This is a genomic window from Microvirga vignae, from assembly GCF_001017175.1.
Taxonomy (GTDB): Bacteria; Pseudomonadota; Alphaproteobacteria; order Rhizobiales; family Beijerinckiaceae; genus Microvirga; species Microvirga vignae.
In genome coordinates, this window is the sequence record NZ_LCYG01000088.1 from 1 (window position 1) to 20,739 (window position 20,739).

General features: G+C 61.4%; 20 protein-coding genes and 2 pseudogenes. 10 read left to right on the plus strand and 12 right to left on the minus strand.

Going from position 1 to position 20,739, the window contains the following annotated elements; translation table 11 throughout:
* Positions 1-433 precede the first annotated feature (433 nt).
* On the minus strand, positions 434-1,477 hold the full coding sequence (locus AA309_RS26350; RefSeq protein WP_150117775.1) for a hypothetical protein: 1,044 nt from the start codon (positions 1,475-1,477) through the stop codon (positions 434-436).
* Positions 1,478-1,879: 402 nt separating this feature from the next.
* On the opposite strand from AA309_RS26350, the gene AA309_RS34700 reads away from it, so the two are divergent.
* On the plus strand, positions 1,880-3,133 hold the full coding sequence (locus AA309_RS34700) for a hypothetical protein (protein ID WP_150117776.1): 1,254 nt from the start codon (positions 1,880-1,882) through the stop codon (positions 3,131-3,133).
* Positions 3,134-3,555: 422 nt separating this feature from the next.
* Here the strand turns inward: AA309_RS34700 and AA309_RS26360 are convergent, their stop codons facing one another.
* Positions 3,556-5,577, minus strand: coding sequence for a PAS domain-containing sensor histidine kinase (locus AA309_RS26360; protein ID WP_244470507.1), 2,022 nt, complete (start codon positions 5,575-5,577; stop codon positions 3,556-3,558).
* 22 nt (positions 5,578-5,599) lie between these two features.
* Positions 5,600-6,379, minus strand: coding sequence for a Crp/Fnr family transcriptional regulator (locus AA309_RS26365; protein WP_047192002.1), 780 nt, complete (start codon positions 6,377-6,379; stop codon positions 5,600-5,602).
* Positions 6,380-6,516: 137 nt separating this feature from the next.
* Here AA309_RS26365 and AA309_RS34705 point away from each other — a divergent pair, with 137 nt between their 5' ends.
* Complete coding sequence (locus AA309_RS34705) at positions 6,517-6,885, plus strand: response regulator (protein ID WP_052955021.1); 369 nt, start codon at positions 6,517-6,519, stop codon at positions 6,883-6,885.
* On the opposite strand, the gene AA309_RS33595 is transcribed toward AA309_RS34705, so the two are convergent.
* From AA309_RS33595 to AA309_RS26390, 5 genes are all read right to left on the minus strand, one after another.
* A complete protein-coding gene (locus AA309_RS33595) occupies positions 6,766-7,053 on the minus strand; it encodes a DUF2934 domain-containing protein (RefSeq protein ID WP_084731684.1) in 288 nt (95 codons plus the stop codon). The genes AA309_RS34705 and AA309_RS33595 overlap by 120 nt on opposite strands.
* A 157-nt stretch (positions 7,054-7,210) precedes the next feature.
* Complete coding sequence (locus AA309_RS26375) at positions 7,211-7,969, minus strand: SGNH/GDSL hydrolase family protein (protein ID WP_150117777.1); 759 nt, start codon at positions 7,967-7,969, stop codon at positions 7,211-7,213.
* A gap of 288 nt (positions 7,970-8,257) precedes the next feature.
* The gene (locus AA309_RS26380; RefSeq protein WP_047192003.1) at positions 8,258-8,767 is read right to left on the minus strand and encodes a ferritin-like domain-containing protein; all 510 of its coding nucleotides are present in this window, start codon (positions 8,765-8,767) and stop codon (positions 8,258-8,260) included.
* A gap of 95 nt (positions 8,768-8,862) precedes the next feature.
* On the minus strand, positions 8,863-9,141 hold the full coding sequence (locus tag AA309_RS26385) for a hypothetical protein (RefSeq protein ID WP_047192004.1): 279 nt from the start codon (positions 9,139-9,141) through the stop codon (positions 8,863-8,865).
* Between the two features lie 3 nt (positions 9,142-9,144).
* Positions 9,145-9,531: a response regulator gene (locus AA309_RS26390; protein ID WP_047192005.1), complete on the minus strand. Its 387-nt coding sequence runs from the start codon at positions 9,529-9,531 to the stop codon at positions 9,145-9,147.
* A 289-nt stretch (positions 9,532-9,820) separates the two neighbouring features.
* Here AA309_RS26390 and AA309_RS26395 point away from each other — a divergent pair, with 289 nt between their 5' ends.
* The 3 genes from AA309_RS26395 to AA309_RS37325 all read left to right on the plus strand — a co-directional run bounded on the left by AA309_RS26395 (position 9,821) and on the right by AA309_RS37325 (position 10,555).
* Positions 9,821-10,165: a response regulator gene (locus tag AA309_RS26395; protein ID WP_052955022.1), complete on the plus strand. Its 345-nt coding sequence runs from the start codon at positions 9,821-9,823 to the stop codon at positions 10,163-10,165.
* Between the two features lie 57 nt (positions 10,166-10,222).
* Complete coding sequence (locus tag AA309_RS37320; RefSeq protein WP_280136927.1) at positions 10,223-10,357, plus strand: hypothetical protein; 135 nt, start codon at positions 10,223-10,225, stop codon at positions 10,355-10,357.
* Positions 10,358-10,432: 75 nt separating this feature from the next.
* On the plus strand, positions 10,433-10,555 hold the full coding sequence (locus AA309_RS37325) for a hypothetical protein (protein ID WP_280136928.1): 123 nt from the start codon (positions 10,433-10,435) through the stop codon (positions 10,553-10,555).
* A gap of 14 nt (positions 10,556-10,569) precedes the next feature.
* On the opposite strand, the gene AA309_RS26405 is transcribed toward AA309_RS37325, so the two are convergent.
* A complete protein-coding gene (locus AA309_RS26405; protein ID WP_047192007.1) occupies positions 10,570-10,821 on the minus strand; it encodes a DUF6894 family protein in 252 nt (83 codons plus the stop codon).
* 275 nt (positions 10,822-11,096) lie between these two features.
* On the opposite strand from AA309_RS26405, the pseudogene AA309_RS26410 reads away from it, so the two are divergent.
* Together AA309_RS26410 and AA309_RS26425 are read left to right on the plus strand one after the other, a co-directional pair.
* Positions 11,097-11,807 (plus strand): annotated as a pseudogene (locus tag AA309_RS26410) (IS6 family transposase).
* A gap of 1,148 nt (positions 11,808-12,955) precedes the next feature.
* Positions 12,956-15,343: a type IA DNA topoisomerase gene (locus AA309_RS26425; protein WP_052955023.1), complete on the plus strand. Its 2,388-nt coding sequence runs from the start codon at positions 12,956-12,958 to the stop codon at positions 15,341-15,343.
* A 120-nt stretch (positions 15,344-15,463) separates the two neighbouring features.
* On the opposite strand, the gene AA309_RS26430 is transcribed toward AA309_RS26425, so the two are convergent.
* Positions 15,464-15,838: a cupin domain-containing protein gene (locus AA309_RS26430; protein WP_047192009.1), complete on the minus strand. Its 375-nt coding sequence runs from the start codon at positions 15,836-15,838 to the stop codon at positions 15,464-15,466.
* A gap of 41 nt (positions 15,839-15,879) precedes the next feature.
* Positions 15,880-16,215, minus strand: coding sequence for a carboxymuconolactone decarboxylase family protein (locus AA309_RS26435; RefSeq protein ID WP_047192010.1), 336 nt, complete (start codon positions 16,213-16,215; stop codon positions 15,880-15,882).
* Positions 16,216-16,346: 131 nt separating this feature from the next.
* On the opposite strand from AA309_RS26435, the gene AA309_RS26440 reads away from it, so the two are divergent.
* Positions 16,347-17,522: a competence protein CoiA family protein gene (locus AA309_RS26440; protein ID WP_047192011.1), complete on the plus strand. Its 1,176-nt coding sequence runs from the start codon at positions 16,347-16,349 to the stop codon at positions 17,520-17,522.
* Positions 17,523-18,515: 993 nt separating this feature from the next.
* Positions 18,516-19,349: pseudogene (locus tag AA309_RS26455) on the plus strand (IS3 family transposase); the annotation flags it as partial.
* On the opposite strand, the gene AA309_RS33605 reads toward AA309_RS26455, so the two are convergent.
* Complete coding sequence (locus AA309_RS33605) at positions 19,328-20,254, minus strand: LysR substrate-binding domain-containing protein (protein WP_084731689.1); 927 nt, start codon at positions 20,252-20,254, stop codon at positions 19,328-19,330. The pseudogene AA309_RS26455 and the gene AA309_RS33605 sit on opposite strands and share 22 nt — an antisense overlap.
* Before the next feature lie 119 nt (positions 20,255-20,373).
* Between AA309_RS33605 and AA309_RS26465 the strand changes: the two genes are divergently transcribed.
* On the plus strand, positions 20,374-20,736 hold the full coding sequence (locus AA309_RS26465) for a cupin domain-containing protein (RefSeq protein WP_052955025.1): 363 nt from the start codon (positions 20,374-20,376) through the stop codon (positions 20,734-20,736).
* Positions 20,737-20,739 lie beyond the last annotated feature (3 nt).

A 20,739-nucleotide genomic window follows, 5' to 3' on the forward strand; every position in this document is an offset into this window, starting at 1 on the left:
CGAGTAAAACTTCTCATGCTCCCTTCCAAAGGGAAGCGAGGAGATGCTGGATGAGTGCCTCGTTCCATTGCCCCGATCAATGATCAAAAGAAATGGTTCAACTTCCGGAATGGGTCAAACACGGCCTTTAAGCGGGGCCGTGTAGAGGTCAGCTCATCGCACAGGTCCGGACATCCGGCCCACTTGCGCCTCGTGCGATGAGAAGACCTTCTGAGCTCACACCATCGCTGAGCTGAGCCTTGGCTTAGCTGCAGTTTCTTGTCGACTGATCTGCGGTGATAAGGCTTTTTCGGTGCTACCCTAGAGAGGCGCGTTATGTCACCCCTGTCTGTGCCCCAGGCTGGCGCTTGGTCGCGGGATTCAAGCACGAGCGCGAGCATTAGCATTGCGAGCTCTGCGGCGCAGCACACCGATGGATACCATGTGATCCCGCTCAGGTCTCGGAGTTAGCCCCGGGTTCCATGCGTCTCTCGGGGATCGGTTGCTGGTCCTCAGCGTGGGGAATCCGCGCGGCGAGCACGCCCTCCACGTCATCGATGTCGACATCTGGGCGGATCGGGCGCTGCGGGAGCACCTTCGCCGTCGGGAGCACAACGCTGTGCCAGCCCTCGCTCGGATCGCTACTCATCTGGCGCAGCTCGAATGCGGACGCGGCGACGAACGGGATGAGGGCGCGCGGTCCCGCGTTGACCGTGTCGACGCCGAACACCGCAAAGTAGTCAGGCTTCCACCAGTCTTCGGATCCGATGGTGAGCGTGAAGGCCCCTCCCTCGAGATCGGAGCGGCTGAACGGTGCTGCCAAGTCGACAACGTAGAACGCAGCCGCACCGTGGCCTAGATCCCCCTGGGGGGTGGCCGGAAGCGTGTAGCTCAGGAACAGCCGCCCGGCGCCACCGCCTTGAAGCGTGAGCGGTCCCACGGTTCCGGTCTCCTCCAAGTTGCCGCCCGGCCCGGCCGCGGCAGGGAACATCCCACCATACGCTTCTGTGGCGCTGATCACGATCAGCCGCCGAGCGCGTGTTGCGTCCCTCCCGCGATCCACGGAAGGAACGAAGAGGATCCGCTCTCCTTTGTCCATGTGGCCACTGATCCACACTCCGCTCCCGGCCGGGGTCACCGGGCTGGCAAGGTCGAGGAACGCCGCCAGGGGAATCACCCGTTCGTCCCCGATGCGGTTGCCGGCGACGCCCCAGGCGATCACGTGCTCGGGCGACCACGCATCGTCGCCGCTGGCCCACAGTTGGACGCTGAGGTCAGCTGAGTCGAGATTGACCTCGCGGACGTCGAAGCGCCAGACGGCGCCAGCGCCACGGGCCGTCCGAAAATCGCCACCGAACAACGGTTTCGTGAACACGATGTCGGGCCCGCGCTTTACTACAAGGACTGGGAGATTCTCTGTGTCGGCATTTGCGGTGTTGCGGGTACGGGTCGCCACGTACAGCTCGGCGAGGATCGGCATCGGTCCCTCCCGTGACATGTTGTAGGCTTCGGCTGGTCCAAAGACGGACACCCGCCGGCGCACGCGAATTCATGCTGCGCGTACACATTATCTACGCTTAACGTGCGCTTTTCAAAAGTGGCCATTAAGCGTGGCCGTATTGAGGCTCGCCCGGCGCGCAAGTGGAGATATTCGGTCTAGGTCCGAGAAGAACCAGAAGCTGTCGTTTGGTCAGCGTCTTATTACTCTTCATCTCGGGGCTCCTATGGCGCGATGCTCCAAGCCCGGCAGCATACGGCCGGGCCCGATGCCAAATGGCACAAGGCAGCACCACCTTGTGGCAGCTGCATTCAAGGAATCTTTGCAGGTTTCGCCACATAAAAAACGAGAGACATGCCCAAACTGCTCAGGTTGCGAGCACAATTCCCTGATGAGGGCGCCATGTCTGGATCAGCAGAAAGCGATGAGGAGCTTGTTTCCGGCCGAGTTAACCGTTCCAACGATCAAACAACCATATGGGCCGAAAACAAGTTCACGACAGTCAACATCGGTCCCTTCGAGGTAGAATGGTTTCGGACCGAGTTTGGCGGTCCCGTCATATTCCTCGCCGAGGTCGCCAAGGACTCCGAGAACGAAGAAGGTGAGTTTCGCCCTTCAGCTCCACTCGACGGCATCATGGGGGTGGGATGGAGTGCGGAACACGCCGGCCAGAGCGGCGGCACAGGAGTTATTGGAATAGGCGGTGCGGTTGGTGGCCGCGGCGTCTTTGGGAAAGGTGGTGAGGGCGGGCCTGGCGTTGTTGGAGACGCAGGCGGAGCTGCAACAGGCCTCATGGGATTCGGGGGGCCACGCTCAGGAACCGGGGTCTTTGGCCTTGGATCTGGTGGAGATCGGCTGCTGCGGCACGGTCGCGGCGGGACAGGCGTACACGGGGTCGGAGGACATGCGTTGCTGCAACCAGGGCCTGATGACGTTCCGCCCGGTGTCGGAGTCTTCGGCCAGGGAGGTCGGATCTTGGAGAGCAACCCCGACCGGATCTTGCTTGGAACGGGCGTTATCGGTGTTGGAGGAGATGCAGGTAACAAGGACATGCCAAGCGCGAACAATGCCGGAAGCGCTGGAGTTTTTGGGCAAGGTGCCGACGCTAAAATCAATACGATCGTCGATGGCAGCACCACAACGAGCGATGGTCCTGCGGAGCCAGGCGCTGGTGTGATCGGGCGAGGCGGGGTAGCGACAGGCGATAGGTTGCCTCCGGCAGCCGGTGTCATCGGTTTAGCTGGCGGTCATGACAAACCCAGTATTTGGGAGACGGGCAATACGGGCGTCTTTGGGCGCGGTCCAACCGGTGTTCGTGGAGTTGGCATCTCTGGCCATGGTGTCGGTGGAAAGTCCGATACTGACCGGGGTGGCGTTTTCTCGTCGGACGAAGTTGCCCAGATGCAGCTCATCCCAAAACGGATCGGGACAAGGCTGCCAGAAGGCTCTTCTGTGACACCAGTCGGGATTTCGGGCAGCGCACTCCAGCAAGGTGTAGTGTCTCTTCCCAAGAATGGCCAAGGCGGTGACCTGATGGCATTGATGGATGACAGCCGCATCTGCACGTTGTGGTTCTGCGTGAGAAGCGGTGATGGATCGGCGCCAGCGCGATGGGCGCAAGTCCTGATGGGCCCATCCTTCGACGGACAAGCCTAGGCGCCTCGTGCAATTCCCGCAATTTAGGCAGCAGATACCATTTAGCTCACGGTGATCAGGAGCTCCTTAACTCCAGCAACCACACTTGTACGCTACAGCGCACGCCCCTCGGCTAATTCCGGTTAGCTACGAAGTGCCTCGAAAGCGGTTGCCCGATCTCCAGGGAACAAGCTGCCCCTGAGTGTCCATGGCTGCACCGGCTTCAGGAATATCCGCAGAGGGTCAACCTGGGTCATAGAGCTAGCGCCTATGAAGGTCCGCCCACCGCAATGCGATGGACATTCGACTCACATTCGCTTGGTGCCATTAGTTGAAATTCGTGGCGGTTGATTGGGTCGCAGACGGACCAATCAGAGGACACAGGCGCAAGATCCAAGATTGCGGCATGAGGAGGGCCAGCCGCACCAATCAGTCGGCTCCTGTTACTGCAACACCCTGTTGGAGGGGAGCTCAATGGTGCATTGCAGCCCGCCCGGCTTGAACGTCAGCGTCGTTGTTCCCCGGAACTGGTAGGGCAAGGTCTGCGTCAGCAGTTCGGTCCCGAAGCCGCTGCGCCGGGGCGCTAGCGACAGCACCGGCACTCCCGTCTCCGACCACTCGATCCGTAGCCGCTGGCCGCCATTCTGGTCCTCCAGGCGCCAGGCCACCGTCACGTGCCCTTTCGGGCTCGACAGCGCCCCATACTTGACCGCGTTGGTCGCCAGCTCGTGGATGGCCAGCCCCACGGTCTCGGCCGCCTTGGGCTGGAGGCGAATGGTGGGTCCTGACAGGCTGAACTGCTCGCCCTCCCGAGCCGCGCATGTAAGCAACTCCTCGGCCACCATGGACGACAGATCAATCCCGGCGCAGGGGTCGCGCGTCACGGCTCCCTGCACACGGGCGAACGCATCGAGCCGGCCGTCCAAGTGCATGGCGTAATCCTCCACTGTCTCGCTGGTCTCCGCCGTCTGGCGCGCGATGGAGCGGATGACCGCGAGGGTGTTCCGCACACGGTGCTGCAACTCGGCCAGCAGCAGCCGCGCTTGGCTCTCGCTCTCGCGCAAGGCCACCTCAGCACGGACCTGTGCGATGGCCTCCGCAGCCAGACGGGCATAGATATCGGTGAGTCTCATATCGAGTTCAGACAAGCGGTGCGGCTGGCGAAAGTGGGTCGAGAGCATGCCGAGCGTCTCGCCGGTGGGCGTGAACAGCGGCGTTGACTGCACGGCCCGGTAGCCGGCCTCACGCGCGGCCTGAAGGCTCGGCGCGTAGGCGGGCTCCGTCTCCACATCCTCGATCATCACCCGCTCCCGGCGGGCCAGGGCCATGCCGCAGGCCGAGCCCTCTGCGACATCGACCTCGGCAAAGTGGTCGAGAAACGGCTTCTGGAAGCCGCGCTGGGCGGCGATGCGCAGCGTCCTGGTCTTGTCATCGAAAAGCTGGATGTTGCCGAAGTCTGCGCCGTGCAACTCAATCGCGGCCTCCAGGATCGCATCGAGCACCGCCTGAAGCCCGGCCCCGTTGACCACCTGCCGGCTCACGTCGTGCAGCCGCGTCATTGCCTTCAGCTCGGTCGCGAGCGCCTGTTCCGCCTGCTTGCGGGCGGTGATGTCGAGCACGAACTCGAAGATGGTGCTATCCGGCAGCATCTTGGCCGCAAACAGCCCGCACCAGCGCGAGCCGTTCTTGCGCAGGTACTCCTTCTCGTACGGCTTGCTCTGCCCATTCTCTTTCAGCTCCGCAACAGCCTGCTCGGAAGCCTCCATCCATTCCGGCGGGGTCAGCCCCTGCCAGGTGAGACGCCCCGCCTCCAGATCCGCCCGGCTGTAGCCGCCCATGGCCAGGAAGGCATCGTTGGCCTCGATGATCGGGCCTTCAAGGGCAAGACGGATCACGCCAACGGTTTCGATCTCCAGCGCTGCCCGCAGGCGCGCGTCGCTCTCGCGCAACGCCTGCTCCGCCCGCGTCAGCTCGGCTTCGGCTCTGACGTGGTGCGTCGTCTCGGACGCGGTCGTGAGAATGCCCACGACCGCCCCGCTGTCGTCGCGGAGCGGGATCAAGGAGGTCGTGGAGCAGATCTCCTCCGGATCACCATCGCGGGTGTCGATCCAAGGATGGTTCGCCAGGACGACGGTTTCGCCGGCGAGCACACGCGCGTTGAGCGGCTCACTCTCCGGCCAGATCTCAACCCAGCACTCACGGGCAGGCTGTCCCAAACTGGCGGGGTGCTTGGTTCCGAAATATGGCCGGAAGGCATCGTTGTAGATCTGGACGAGGTCCGGACCCCACAGCAGGTTCATCGGCATCGGCGAGGCGAGCACAAGATCGACAGTGGCCTTCAGGCTCTGCGGCCAGGCCTTCAGGGGGCCGAGCGATGTCTGAGACCAGTCGAACGCGCGAATCCTCTCGCCCATCTCGCCGCCGATAGGCCAGGAAGCCTGATGGGGCTCGCTTGTCTGAAGCACTGTGCCGGCCTCCTCGCCCAATTCAAGCCCCGCGGGACCGTTGGCCCGCAGAGCCGATTTCGCCGTTACGGGCATCCAGTGCGCTGCCTTCGTGATCCCCATGCAGATAGTTCAGGTTGAACACGGAGGCGGTCTCAAGCGCCTCCAGATCGGGAATGATCAAGTGCTTGCCGTGGAGCTCGATCAACCCCTCGCCCCGCAGCTCTTGGAGGGTGCGGTTGACATGAACTGTCGTCAGCCCGGTGGCGTCGGCGAGTTCGGTCTGGGTGACGGGGAACTCGCAGGCGTTGCCCTGCGTCAGCCCCACGGCTCTCAGGCGCAGGAACAGCTCACATAGGAGATGGCCCAAGCGCTCAAAGGCTGAGCGCTGGCCCAGATTGACGGTCCACTCGCGCTGGATCGCCACGGTTACCAGCGCGTCCCACCAGAGCGCTTCGGTGATCCGCGGGTGGTCGGACATGATGTTCCGCAGCGTCTCGCGAGAGATCTCGGCGAAGGTGATCGGGGTCAGGGCTCCGATGGAGTGGTCCATCGCGCGCAGGACGAACACGTGCAGGTCACACAGATCGCCCGGGACAAAGAAGGCAATGATCTGGCGGCGCCCGTCAGGCAGCATCTTGTAGCGGCAGGCCCAGCCTTTCAGGATCAGGTTCACGCACGTGGGCTTGTCGCCCTCCTGGATGATATCCTCGCGGGCGCCTCGCACCCACACCCGCCCACGCGCAACATCCGCCAGCACCTGCTTGTCCTCGGGTGAGAGCTTGGTGAACTGCTCGAGTTTGTTGATGAGGAGATTGTGCATGGGCTCCTCCGCTTGGGTCGGCGCCCTGTCGGAGAAATCCGACAGCACGGCCGCAGAACCTGTGCTACTGTGGGCGCGACCGCTGCTAGCTTACTCCTGCCCGAAGCCCCTGACGAGGCATAGATTAGGGGAGAGGGATGACCGCTCCACCCCGTGGCGCTCTGGCGAACCGCCGGGTGCTGATTGCCGAGGATGAGTATTTCATCGCCCGCGACATCGCCCGGGCGCTGCACGCGCTCGGAGCGGAGGTGGTCGGGCCGGTGGCGTCCCGGGATGAGGTGCAGGCGATCCTGGCCACGGGCGAGCGCCTCGATGCCGCCATTCTCGACATCAACCTGAACGGCGAGATGGTTGCTCGGCACGCCAACCAAACCAATGGCGCAGGCTCATTTCCGAGTGTCCGCCTTGCCGAGTGCCGGATCTTCGGACTTCGGCTCGGACTGCTCCTGCGATGTCTCGTTCAGCTCGCGCTCCGCCCTATACCAGTGATCCTGCGGATCGCCTGAGCGGCCCTCTCCCTCCCAGATCTCATAGGCGCGCTGGCGGATCCGCTCCTCGCCTGCGCTCACCTGCCCCTCCTGACGGGCCTCGCCTCCCGGATCGTCAAAGATCTGACGACCAAGATCGAGACCAATGCGCGGCGTCGCATCCGGACCGGTTTTTTCCTGGGTCATGGTGGCTCCTGTCCTGCGAGTTCGAGTGTCAATGTCCGGGTGCGGGAACCTGTTTCCTCCCAGGCCCGGGGAGCCTTGCCCAATACGTGAAGGGCCGCGATCCCACTGATGACCGGCAGAAGACCCAGGTTCGCTGACTTCCTGTCCGGGATCTCCTCTATCGCGTCTCCAGCACCTGAGCTGCGGCCTCGGCCAGCCGCCGGTGCGCCTGCGTGGTTGGATGAATGTCGTCCCAGAACAGATATCCCTCGCACGGCCGGCGCTGACCACAGGGGGTGGTGATATCGACAAAGCCCGCTGCGGCCGGATCGGCGCTCACCCGCTCCGCCAGCTGCCAGACGTCGAGACGGTACAGCCGCAGGCCAGTATGGCCTGCAAAGCCGGAGAGCTCCTGATCGAGAGCGCGGTTGAAACGCTCGGCCAGCTTGTTCGCCGCCTCAACAGCCTGGCGACCCTGGGCCCGCACCGCCGGCGTGATCCCGATGGCCGGAAGATTGGGCACGAGAATGTCGGTCGCCCCCCGACGCGCCAGATCGGCCACGATGCTCCTCAGGGAGGCGACGGCGGTATCCACCATCGCGACCGCCTGAGGCTGACCCAGGGCTGCCAGAAGATCGTTGCCTCCGCCATAGACGATGTGAAGGGTGCGCCGTTGTGGGCGGGATGCTCGGAGATAAGAGCGCGCCTGTGCCCGCAGGCTGGTCGTGCCGGAGCGGGGATCAAGACGAGCCCCGCCGACCGCAAAGTTTGACCCGCCGGTCCGGCTCGGCTTGAGCGTTACTCCGAACCTTGTGGCCAGGTGCTCGACCCAGACCGGTCCATTCGAGGCGCGCCCCGCGTTGCCGTTATCCGACAGGCTGTCACCAAAGACCACGACATGATCGAAAGCCGGAAAGGCTTGGGCGGATAAGTTCATGAGGGCTGATGCTGCAACGATGATAAGAGAACGGATTAGGCCGGGCAGGTTGCTACTCCAGGGCAGTCGTGACGTCATGCTGCCGCCCTGCCCTTCCGCGTTCAGATCCCTACCTGCGCCGGCTGAGGCCCAATCGCTTGCCGAGAGCAATGATATGCCAACGATCCCGGTCAGGGTCGCCAACTCGGCGCTCCTGACGCGCCCGCGGTCGGGAAGCCCGCACCCACCGCGAACACGAACACCCTCGCACGATACCGAGGTCTCATGTGTTGACAGCAGGCGACCTCCCTAACGGTCTGCCTTCTCGCCGCTTGTGGTGAGCTCGACATAGCGCCGGGTCACCGGCTCGATCAGGCCGGCCACCGCCTGCGCCGCCTGTTCCTCCTCCTGCACCGACTGGCGGAAGGCGGAGACGTGCGCCGTCTCGCCGGCGGATTCTGCAATGGCGATCAGAGAACGGTAGGCCGCGATCTGCTCGTATTGGTAGGCATAGCCGGCATACAGGTTCTTGAGCGTCTCGTCCTGGAACATCCCGTGCACCGTGGCCCCGACCGTGCCGGCCACGTTGGTCACCGCTTCTTTGATTGTGGCGGCGCTTTCTCCGGCGGCCTGGAGCGCCTGCTCCAGGCGTTGCAACTGCTGGCGCGTGGTCTCGATGTGCCGGTTCAGCAGCGCCGCGTAGTCCGGATACTTCTCCAGCCGGGAGACCTGGATTTCCATTTGCCGCAATCCCTGCTGTTCCATCGCATGGGTGTTGCGCAGTGCTGTGATGTAGAGCGAGCGAGCATCCGTGGTCATGACCGAGCTCCTTCGGGATTGAATGCGAGGACAACATCCATGCTCTCGCCATGTTCCTGGCCGCAGGACCGGCCCTTTGTCGGGGCATGCCGCTTTCATCCCAACCCGAGAACGCCCTTGCCGAGATGGGAGATCAGCCCGGAGACCAGCGCCTCGTCCCAGTGGTTGAGAGATCGAGCAAGCGGAATCTCACGAGACTGAAGGGCAACGACAACGCAAGCCCCCGCTGTGAGGGTTGTAAAGTCAAAGAACAGGTTCGGACCTCCTGACGCGATCTGGACACTGCAGACGATCAGGAACACGACAAGCTTGAGACCGAAGCGGGTGACCACGCACCACGAACAGTCACGGGAGCGCTGGGTGATCGGGTCCATGGCTTACCCTGCCGACGGATGCGGGCCCATGGCCCCGATCAGCTTCCGGAGTTCGCCGATGAGCCGGGCGGGCAGCACGGGCTTGGAGAGTGCGATCAGGTCGGGATGGCGCTGGCGGACATCCTCCGGAACCACACTCCCCGTGTAGACCACAGTCGGGATGCCGCGGGCGTTGAGCGCCTCCAGCACTGGCGTCACGGAACCGTCACTGAGGTTCACATCGAGCAGGGCGGCATCGAGAGATGGATCGGTCTTGATCAGCTGGCGCGCCTCACGAACGGAGGAAGCCGGTCCGACCGGCACCCCTTCGGCCTCGGTCAGCAGTTCGCAGAGGCTCTCCGCCACGAGTGCCTCATCTTCCACGACCAGCACATGGCATCCTGTCAGCATCGCCCCTACTCCTTGCACGACGCCAGCAAACAAGCGGGCTGATCGAATGTTCCTGTTGGTGGGGCTCTGACACCGCTCCGTGCCATTCGTGCGCCATGCTCCGGCGTGAGAAACTCCAGCCACGTTTCACTTGAGTGAATGAGTGGATGCTGGGCCAAGGTCAAGCTCGTGTGTGATGATGCTTGCGCATCCATCTTCCCGGCGAGAGCTCTGTCGGCTGCCTCCTCCGACAGAGCTCTTCCTGTCGTGGAACAACGCGAGAGTTGATGTGATGAGTGTTCCCTGTTGCATGATCGTTGAAGACCAGGCGCTGATCGGCATGTCCCTTGAGGCGTACCTGGAAGATGCCGGGTTCGCCATAGCTGGACCGTTCCTGACCTGCGCCGATGCTCTGCAATGGCTGGAGCACAATACGCCACAGGTGGCGGTGCTGGACATGTCACTGCGGGACGGCACCGCTCTGCCGATTGCGCATGCGCTGAAGGAGCGCAACACGCCCTTCGCCGTCTACTCGGGCCTGCCATTCACCGCCGGTCTGCCCGCCGAACTCCAAGGCGTGCCCTGGCTGGAAAAGCCGGTCCCGCGGGAGGAGCTGACCCAGGTCATTACCCGCCTTGGACGCCCCACCTCCTGAAGGCAGTCGGGCCCGACACACGGGCCGCAACTGAACCCCGACGGGTTAGGAGAGCCGATGCTTAATGTTGAGATCGGCGGCATCCCGATTGCAGTTACGAATGCGGAGGAAGCCCAGGCGCTGGAGGTCTTTGCGAGCGAGGAGTTCAAGCAGGACCTGATGGCGATGACCAGTGACGGCACGCCGCTGTGAGACGGAAAGGCGCCTCTGACCGTCCGGTCTGCGTACCGGCATGAGATTGCCATCTTTGAAGCCCCTGACCCGGATGTGGATGACTTCGATGACGAGGCGGAAGACGACGGCGTATTCGTGACCTTCCTCGTGTCGATTGACCATGACCGCGAGGAGGCATCGACCGCTGCACCGGAACTTCGGGGCTCACAAGCCTAGGCCAACTTTGCGCCTCATGAAATCGATGGTGACCGGACTAGCTCGGTATCCGCGTGAAAACGCACGGTTGTGAATTCCTGGCCGCTTTCGTCGGTAACCTCAATCGTCACTGCCTCCCGCACCACGCTGGCCGAGAGATCCGCCCAAAACTGCTCGGCGACCTGCCGCGCGTGGCCGCAGGCGGCTTCAAGGTCAGGAAAACTCTGACCTTCATCGTCCTGCATAAAGCATATTCCGCTGTAGGCATTGAAGAAGTAACGCGGCATGGCAACACCGAAGGAGACAAGATAATCCTATGGCTAATTGCTTGGTCAGCACCCGCGACCACACATGTTAATCGCCCGTGTAGATTGTGGAGTTCTTTGAAAGCATTCTGACGTGCAGCTGATCGCGCGAAGATCCTTGGAAGGTCTCTTTCAGGTCAAACTTTCACATTCGGGCTGTTCAACGAACGTCAGCTCTGACCAGCCAAAGTTGACCAAGCTCTTTGGGGCATCGTCAACTTAACGAGGCAGTGATCTAGGCGTGGCAGATGTGAGGGATGAAGCCGACCCGTAATCCCCGCTATACCCGACACCGCTTCCCGCCTGAAGTGATCAGCCATGCCATCTGGTTATACCTCCGGTTCCCACTCAGCCTGCGAATGGTCGAGAAAATGCTGACCGCAAGAAGAATTGAGGTCAGCCACGAGACCGTCCGACAATCGGCGCTGAAGATCGGTCAAGCCTTTGCCAACCAGATCCGTAGGCGCCTTCCGGCAGCCGGCGACAAGTGGCACTTAGACGAGGTCGTCATCAGCATTTCTGGTCAGAAGCACTGGTTGTGGCGGGCCGTCGACCAGCATGGGATAGTACTCGACATTCTGGTTCAGAGCCGCCGCAATGCCCAAGCGGCCAAGCGCCTGTTGCGCAAGCTGCTCAAGAAGCAAGGGATAGTCCCGCGCGTGATGATCACCGACAAGTTGCCTAGCTATGCCGCCGCAAAGAGAGCTATGATGCCTGGCGTAGAGCATCGGCAACATCGAGGCCTGAACAATCGCGCAGAAAACAGTCATTAACCGGCGCGACGACGGGAGCGCATCATGAAGCGCTTCAGATCAGCCGGGCAGGCGCAACGCTTCCTTTCTGTCCACGATCAGGTTGGAAACCTCTTCCGCCATCCTGCCAACACCAACGCCGCTGGCTGTCGCAAGTCCCGAGCACAGGCATTTATGACTTGGGCCGAGGTGGCTGGCGTCGCCGCGGGCTTCTGATCTGACGATCGAGCAGGGGCCGACTTGTTTCATGCCAATAAGTTGACGATACCGATCGCACTATCAACGCTTTCAGGAACTGTATGAACCGGCTCGCCGAATGCTGGATCAGGCAAAGGCGGAAGGGCTGACGATCACACAAATTTTGGATCGCTACGCTCCCCTGAAGAATCCAGAGTGAAGCGAAGATGGGCGCCCGGCTGAAAGGTGGCAGAGGCATTAAGCGATTGAGCACGGTCGATTTCGGCTGAGTTCCAGAGTTGGCGGCAGTCGTTCTCAAATCAGGATTATCTAAGGCGGATTGATGCAGTGATCCGAGTGCAAGTGGAAGGGGTTATTGTATCAGCGTTGTATCACTCGGACTCTGCATGGCAGGGCTCTAGTGATCCAACCCCTGCAATTCACTGAAAATATTTGAAGGAAAGTTGGAGCGGGCCATGGGAATCGAACCCACGACATTCAGCTTAGGAAGCTGATGCTCCCCTACTTGAGGCTGCACAAGCAGGGCTTCCTCACCCCGGCTGTTCCTTCGTCTTCCTCGTATTCGTCATACCTGTACGACGTGCGACCTCAACGGCTACCTCTGACCAGAATCGGCAGCCTGCCTCGCTCCCTCGGCTGAGACAGTACTCCGCCTGCTCCCGCGCGCGCTCGTACGCAGCCCTCCCCTCATACGCAATCAGAGACACGGCCTCGTACTCGATCACTGTGAGATCGGCGGGAGGCCGTCGGAGAAACCATTGTCGGATGCGATGAAGGAGTCTGAGCATGAGGAGATCCTCGTTTCCGATGGCGGGTCAAACAAGCGAGCATCCTGTCGCATTCACTTCAGGCAACCATGCATCCAGCCGTGGTTACGATTGTTGATTGGAGTAAGGCCCATCTCGGTCAGGGCCAGAGCGGGCCTGTTCAAGGGACGATCTGCAGTGGGTTCTAGAACACTGCAGATCAGAGCCCCGGCAGCTGTTTTTCCCCTGGTCCCCAAGGTACAGTGGGTCGCTAGCTTCGCCCGAGCGCTGATATGGCGGCTCCGCCTTTGTCTGGAAAGAGATCTGCGATTGACCATCTCGCCACAGCGCCGCAGTCATTGACGGGCTCCAACCCTGGGGATAATGTTCTCTTTTCGTTCCGATCAAACTGCCCGGGTCATGACCGCTCCATCAGCATCCCGCACGCTGTTCTTCTTCGAGAAACCCTCGGCCATGCGCCAGCTGCAGCGGTTCTTCAAATCGCCTACGACCATCTGCGTCTCAGCCGAGGGCCATCTCCTGGTGGCCGAGGAGCCCGGCAACGTGCGGGACGAATGGAAGTCCTGGCGTTTCGACACGCTCCCGATCGTACTCGAGCGTATCCCTGTCACCTACGGCACCAATCGCTCCGGCCAGTCGCACAAGCCCAAGGTCGAGGCGATCAAGCAGGCTCTTGAGGGCGTGGAGCGGGTCATCATTGCCACTGATCCGGGCCGGGAAGGTTCGATGATTGCCTGGGAGGTGCTCGAGCATCTTGGCTATCGGGGTCGGATAGACCGTCTGAAGCTCGGCGCCCTCGACGAGGTCTCGATCAGACGCGCCTTCGCAGCAATGGCTAAGGAGCCCGACTCGGGTGAGCGGGATTATGCGGCCTATCTTGAAGCCCTGTGTCGCCAATACGAGGATTACCATCTCGGCCTCAACGGCACCCGCGCCATCTCCCTGCGGCTGCGTCCACCTGCGTTCCGTGAGCCTTGGCGCTTTGGTGGCGTGCAGACCCCGACCCTTGCGATCCTGGCTGACCTGGAGAAACGCATCCGCGACTTCGTCCCGCAGGACTATTTCAAGATTGCTCTGACTGCCGCGACGGGCGGTGGAGCCGAGATTACCCTCTGGCATGCCCCCAAGGACAAGATCCTCGACAGACAGGTTGCCGAGATGATCCAGCAGGCAGCCGTCTCCTGGTCGGGGCCCCTTAGCGTCGAGCAGAAGGACGTGCGCCGGTCGCCCCCTCGCCTGTTCTCGAAAGACGCCCTCGCCCGCCGCTGCGCCAAGCGATTTGGCTGGGATCCGCAGCACACGGCAAAACTCGCCCAGGACCTCTATGATCAGGGATACTTGACCTATCCCCGCACCGAGTCCGAGCATCTACCCGAGAGCCAGTTCGGTGATGCCAGCGCAGTGATTGCAAGCGTCGTCGGGATCCTAACGGAACTCGCCGGCCTCGTGCCAGCCGCAGGTGATCTTGTGTTCCGCAAGGGCAACAAGGGCCATTACGTCAAGGATCCCGGTGAGCACCACGCCATCGTGCCACTGCGCAAGGTGCCTCAGCCGGGGAGCATCAGCGGGGATCATCTCCGCCTCTGGGAGTTGGTGGCCAAGAGCTTCCTGGCCGCGCATCTCCCCGACGGCATCGATGCTCGGACCACGGTCGCTGCGCAGGTGCCGACGCCACTTGGCCCCAAGCGGTTTTCGATCAGCGGTAGCGTGATCAGGTCACCGGGCTGGCGCGCCGTCTATGGGGCCGAGGCTGACGAGGAGAATGAGGCTGTTCCGGGCAAGGTCAAGCCGGACGAGGAGCCCACCACTGGCCGCTTACCGCCCATCCGTGACAGCGAGCCTGGCAAAGCAAGTGATGCCCGGATCGAGACAGCCAAAACCGAGCCGCCGCGTCGGATCACGCGCGGCGAGCTGCCGGTCGTGATGGGCCGCCTCATCGATCAGGTGGAAGACCCTGCTCTCAAGGCCGCTCTGGAAAATCCGGTGAACCCGAATGAGCCCAAGGGTCTTGGGACAGCGGCGACGCGTGACACCATCCTGCCGAAGCTCCAGAAAAGCCAGTATGTCGACCTGCTGAAGGGCAAAGATCCGCCAATCCAGGTAACGGAGGTCGGGCTCGCTTTCATTGCAGCCGTTCGCCGCGTCTTTCCCAGTTACGGCGATCCTGTCGGGCGAGCGATGTTCGAGGCCGACTTAGCGGAGATCGGGCGTGCCGTCACACGGAATGAGGCCATTCGGCGAGCCGCATCCTATCAGGAGCGGACGCGTGCCCGCGTGCAGGAACTAATCGGAGCCATCGCCCAGTCACAAACTGTTGCCGTTGATCCGACAGCGGTCCCAGCGACTACCGCCCCGGCCGGGCAGCCGCCAACCAAGGCCATGATTGCCTTCGCTACCTCACTTGCAGCACGGAAAGGGGTGAAGCTGCCTCGTGGTCTGAAGAGCAATGGCGCCATTTGCCGGGCTTTCCTGGACCAGCATGCGCCGGCACGATCGTCCGAACCAGGAGAACACAGGCCTCAGAATGGCTCCCGCCCTCCGACTGAGGCGATGGTGCGCTATGCACGGGCCTTGGCCCAAGAGTATGGCATCGAGTGTCCACCAGAGATCACGACGGACTTTGCAGCCTGCAGGGCTTTTCTCGACGCGCATGCCTCACGCAAGGCAGCCAAATCAAAGGACAGGAATGGAACGATGGTCCGCAAAGGCCGATCACCTGCTACCAGAACCGGATCGCCCCGCGGCCGTACACGAGTGCGCCCTGCAAATCCTGCTCACCCGACTTGATAGGCCCAACAACAGGCACAAGCCGACACAGCGGAAGGGTTGATCCCAGTGTCAGTCGATGCTTCGAGGCACTTCAAGTATTGAGGCATCAGGCCTCTCGAGTGAGGATTTAGGAGCAAGTTAGAACGATGCGTTATCAGGCGCAGCCTCTCGGTTGAGAGAGGATGAGCCAAAGTGAACAGCGAGCCAGATCGTCGGCTCCGTCGCATCTGTCCATTCCACGCGGTGGCGGCTCCCCGCCGGGATGAGCAGATAATCCCCTCTCTTCAGCTCTCTGGGTGCAGGTTCGTCCTCAAACAGAAGGCCAGCCGATCCGGAGAGCACCAACACCCACTCGGACCATGCCTGATCGTACCAGAACCCAGGCGGGTTTGCTTGCCCTGTGGAGACGATTCTCTCGATCCTGAGCCCCTCCTCGGCCAGGAGCTCTGTGAACTCCTCATCCCCCGCCTCGCTGAGGATGTGCTTAAAGATATTCCCGGTGACCTCCACCATCGGCGGCTAGCACCTGTGCGCTGGAACCAACGAGCTAGACTTCATGGCTTGCTCTCTCGGCTGGTGACGTCCTCGATCCATGTTAGCGCCTTGACACCCTGCGGGAATCCGAGCGTCGGAATGGCAAGCAGCGCCACCTGCTTGAGCTCGTCCTTGGAGATACCCTCAGCAAGAGCGCGACGGGTGTGCGAGTGGACGGCACCCTCAGAGAGGGCCCCGATGGCCAGCGCCAGCTTCACGAGGCGAAGCGTATGGCCTTCGATCGGACCGGCCTCGGCACAGGTCTGCCCCAGGGCGGCAAAGGCCGTCCAGACAGCAGGATAGGTCTGCGCGACCCTGCTGGCGCCAGAGGGTAGGTTCTCAGGTGCTTCCGCCATAAGCTCCTCCTTGAGCAATCGACACCAGGTGCCCTGAACAGCTAGAGTCGGGCACTATTTCGTCGATTGCCAAGTCCCGTGGCCCATCGACATCGAGACCTGTGAGTTTGCTACGACACCCGATGAACCCAATGCAGTCATCAACGGCCGCTGAGGTACGCCCTCTGACCGGATTTGCCTGTCGCGACGGGCGGGAGAGCCTCGTGTTCGGAGAGCGGGTAGACGGCACGATGGCTCACATCTCGGAGGTCACCTCCGGTCTTGAATGCAACTGCGTCTGCCCAGGATGCGGTACCCGTCTCGTCGCCCGCAAAGGCAACAAGCAAGACCATCACTTCGGACATCATGGAGTCGAGGACGGCCGGCCCTGCCAAACTGGTCCGGAAACGGCTCTGCACAAATTTGCCAAGGAGGTGCTCGCCCGCCGTCTTGAACTCGAGCTCCCGCCCCTGGTGATTGGTGAGGGTCACAGCAGATGGGTCGGATACCCAGGAGGGACCTATCACTTCGATGCTGCTCTCCTGGAAAGCAAGCTTGGCGCGATCGTCCCCGATGTGATTGTCCGCAAGGGCGACCGTCACCTCCTGGTCGAATTTCTGGTCACGCATGCCTGCGATGAGGCCAAGATCGCCCGGATCGGTGCCATGGATGTGGCTGCTATCGAAATCGATTTGTCAGGGCTCCCTCGCGACACCTCTCGCGCAGATCTCGAGGAGGCCATCCTCACCACGGCACCACGGAAATGGCTGCACAACCCCAAGCTCCGCGCAGCGCAAGCTGAGCGGGAGAAACGCTGTCGGGAGCGGGACCAGGTTCTGGCTCAGGCAGCCGCTCCCTTACGGAGGGCTTACGTTGCCGCCTGTGCGGAGATCCGCTCGATGCGAACGTCCTGTCCGGCGTACGACCGGATCGTCGGCCGTCACTTGGCTTATGCCGTTGGCATTGAAGTCCCAGGGATCGGCTGCTTCACGGTTCCACCACGCGACTGGCAGGCCCTTATTCTGGCAGATGCGATGGATATCGCTGCCTCGGGAGGCAAAGGTCTAATCACAACCGCCGGTGCCATGCGGAAGATCCGGCAGCGGGGTTGGTTGCGCCGCCGGTTCAGCGGGCTCACGGAGGCGGAAGCGGCCGCCATTCGGGCGGACGGAACATCCTTTGACCACCCGGCCAATGCAGTGGCCGCTTGGGCAACCACCCTGTCACGTCTTGGCATTCTTCTGCCGGCCGGAGCTGAAGATCGGTGGATCGTTTGGCAGCTGACGGCGGGCCAGATGCGTGGACATCAAACATCAAAGCGACTCTGAGTGTCCCTGCGATCCGCTCTGGATCCGCGCCCGTTCTCAAAATCGAGAGTGCACTAGGAGCCTCACAAAGATTCGCAGCCGTCTGGTGTGCACGGGGTGCGCACGGAAAATTCTGCAAGTTTGATGGTCCGTTCTCAATGCGCCGGTAAGTCATTGAGAGATATGGTGAGCGCGCTGGGGCTCGAACCCAGGACCCTCTGATTGAAAGTTAGATGCCCCTCTGGGCTGATCTGACTTTGACCCAAGCCTGCTTCGCCTCTCTCGACCCCACGTGAACCAGCCCCGCAGGCCACTGTTGATCGGGATCCTGCATGACATCAGAATGGAGCCACCGATAGTCCACACTTGCTTGCCTTCTTGCAGGAGCAGGATTGCGGTCCACCGGGGGCGTTTGGCAGCTGTCGATTGGCTCGGCGCAACACGCCCTCTCAAGGGCCTTACAGTCGAACCAGCCTGTGCAGGTACATTTTTCCTCAAAGACCGGGCAACTGAAGCCCAATCCGCCCCCACCGACCGACTGCATGAACATCAGCGAGAAAAGCCTATTGCGTAACGCCTCGTCCTTGGCTGCACACTGCCCCAAGGCGTTGGCTGCGCGCTCGCGCCGTTCGAAACACGAGAGCAAACACTCAGTGATACCGCCTTCGCTTTTGCCATCGAGGCAACCCGCTCGACAGGATGAGATACGGGACAGCTCCTGAACAGCAAGACGACAATCAGGACCGACTAGAGACTGTTCCTGTGTGTATCCAGGTCGCGATGTTACAACAGCCTGTACGATGAGACCTGCCAGAGCCAAGTAACTCATGTGAACCTTCTCCCGACGGAGTTGGCCATCTTCAAAAATGCTGCGCCGATTGTGAGCTCGCATCAAGGAATTCCACCCTTTGTCCGCTGCGTCCCGTGTCCTACGGCGCGCAGAATGTTCTTGGTCTGCCGCTGAAAAGTGATCCTCTCTGAAGTATGGCTTTTGAGCCGAAGGAGGACTGAGACATGGGCAAGAAGGGGAACACCGCCGAAGAGATCGTCGCCAAGCTGCGGCACGTGGACGTGCTGACCGCGCCGGGCCGGACTTGGCGGAGGCCATCCGGCAGATCAGTGTGACGGAGGTCACGTACTACAGGTGGCTTTCCGAGTACGGGCCGGCTCAAGTCCGATCAGGTCAAGCGGCTCAAAGAACTCGAGATGGAGAACGCCAGATTGCGCCTGGCGGTTTCGGATCTCACCCTGGAAAAGCTGATCCTCGCGGAAGCCGCCTCGGGAAAGTACTGAGCCCCGCCCGCCGTCGCGCCTGTGTAGATCACGTGATCGCCAAGTACGGCGTCTCAGAACGGCTGGCCTGCCGGGTTCTGGGCCGGCACCGTTCCACCCAGCGCAAGATCCGCAAGCAGCGGAAGATGAAGCGGCTTTGACGGCCGATATCATTGCTCTGGCCACCAGTACGGCCGCTATGGCTGTCGGCGCATCACAGCCCTGCTGCGAGACGCCGGCTGGCTGGTGAACAAGAAGCGGGTGGAGCGGATCTGGCGGCGGGAAGGGCTCAAAGTGCCGAGTAAACAACCGAAGAGAGGAAGGCTCTGGCTCACTGGCGGATCCTGCATCCGTCTGCGGCCAGCATATCCCAACCAGGTTTGGGCATACGACTTCGTTGTGGATCGCATGCCTGACAGCCGCAAGTTCCGTATGCTCAACATCATCGATGAGTTCACGCGCGAATGCCTGGCGATCCGAGTGAGCCGGAAGTTGAAAGCCGTCCATGTTATCGACATGCTCTCGGACCTGTTCATCCTGCGCGGTGCTCCAGGTCACATTCGTTCAGACAACGGGTATCTTTCACACACAGCGACTATCCAAGTCCTGAACTTTTCGGCCGGTCCCATCACCGGTCGATCGCGCCTGACGACGACATAGTGCGCAGATGAGCTTTCCATGATCCTATCCGAAATCGGAATCAAAGCGCCGGCCGCGAGGTATTTCTCAATAATTGCCTTCCAGCCCAGCAATACGCCCTGCCCCTCGACCGCGGCAGTGACGGCATCCATGTAGTAGCTGTAGTAGGTATCAACGCGAACGTCCGGGGTTTCCCCGAATGCGAACCTCGTCCAGTCTGGCCAGCCCTGCCATGATTTCCCGCCGCGGCTGTAGTCGATTATGCGGTGCGTTCTGAGGTCGCTGGCGTTGGTTATGGGTCCCCCGGTTTCGAAATACCCAGGGCTGCATACCGGCACGATATTATCCCTGAAAAGAAATGTGGCTTCTCCGTCCGGCCACTGCCCGTTGCCGAAGCGCAGTGCGATGTCGAACTCTCCGCTACGAAGATCGGTGTCCTGGTCTCGCGTTTCGATAACGATGCTGAGGTCAGGATTCTCAGCGCGGAACAGCGACAGGCGCGGCGCCAGCCAAAGATTGGAGAAGGCAACATAGGCGGACATTCTCAGATGCCCACCGGCCTTATCGTCCTTGATCTCCAGCCAGGTGTTTACGATGTGCTCGATTGACTGAGTCAGAGCATCGGCCATCTGCCGACCTTTGGGCGTCAAGTCCAGCGACCGGTGCCGTCGTATAAAAAGCGGGAAACCGAGGCTCTTCTCCAGATCACGTATCTGGCGGCTCACCGCTGGTTGCGTGACATTGAGCTCTCGCGCTGCTTCCGTGAAGCTCAGAAGGCGGGCAGCCGATTCCAAGGTTACAAGCGCAGAGAGGGACGGGATATTTCGCCGAAACGTGCTCAATGCGGCTCAGCTCCAATCCCCTAGAAATTACTCACATAACAACATGTTATGCAAGGTGGAAATTTTACTGCCGTTGACCCACACCCGGCCCTGGAGGCTCAATTTCGGTTGTCGCAACAATGGGTGATCTGATGACCGAGATATTCATGGAAGCAACGAAGGACGGCAATGTTCGGTCCTTTCGTACTGTCGAAAGCGCTAAACTGGATTGGGAATATGGCGGCAGCGAAGGTTTCTGGCTGAAATCGCTGCACGAGAACGCCGGTGCGGGTGAACTGACGTTTCTGATGAAGGTCGATGCCGGCGCACATGCCGAGAGCCATGCTCACGAGCAGACGGAACAGATCTATGTAATCGAAGGCACCTTTTACGACCAGACGCGCACCTATCAGGCGGGCGATTTCGTCATCCGCGAACGCGGAACCAACCACACGGCGGGCAGTAAGACTGGCGCCATCGTCCTCCTCGTCTACACACCTTGAATA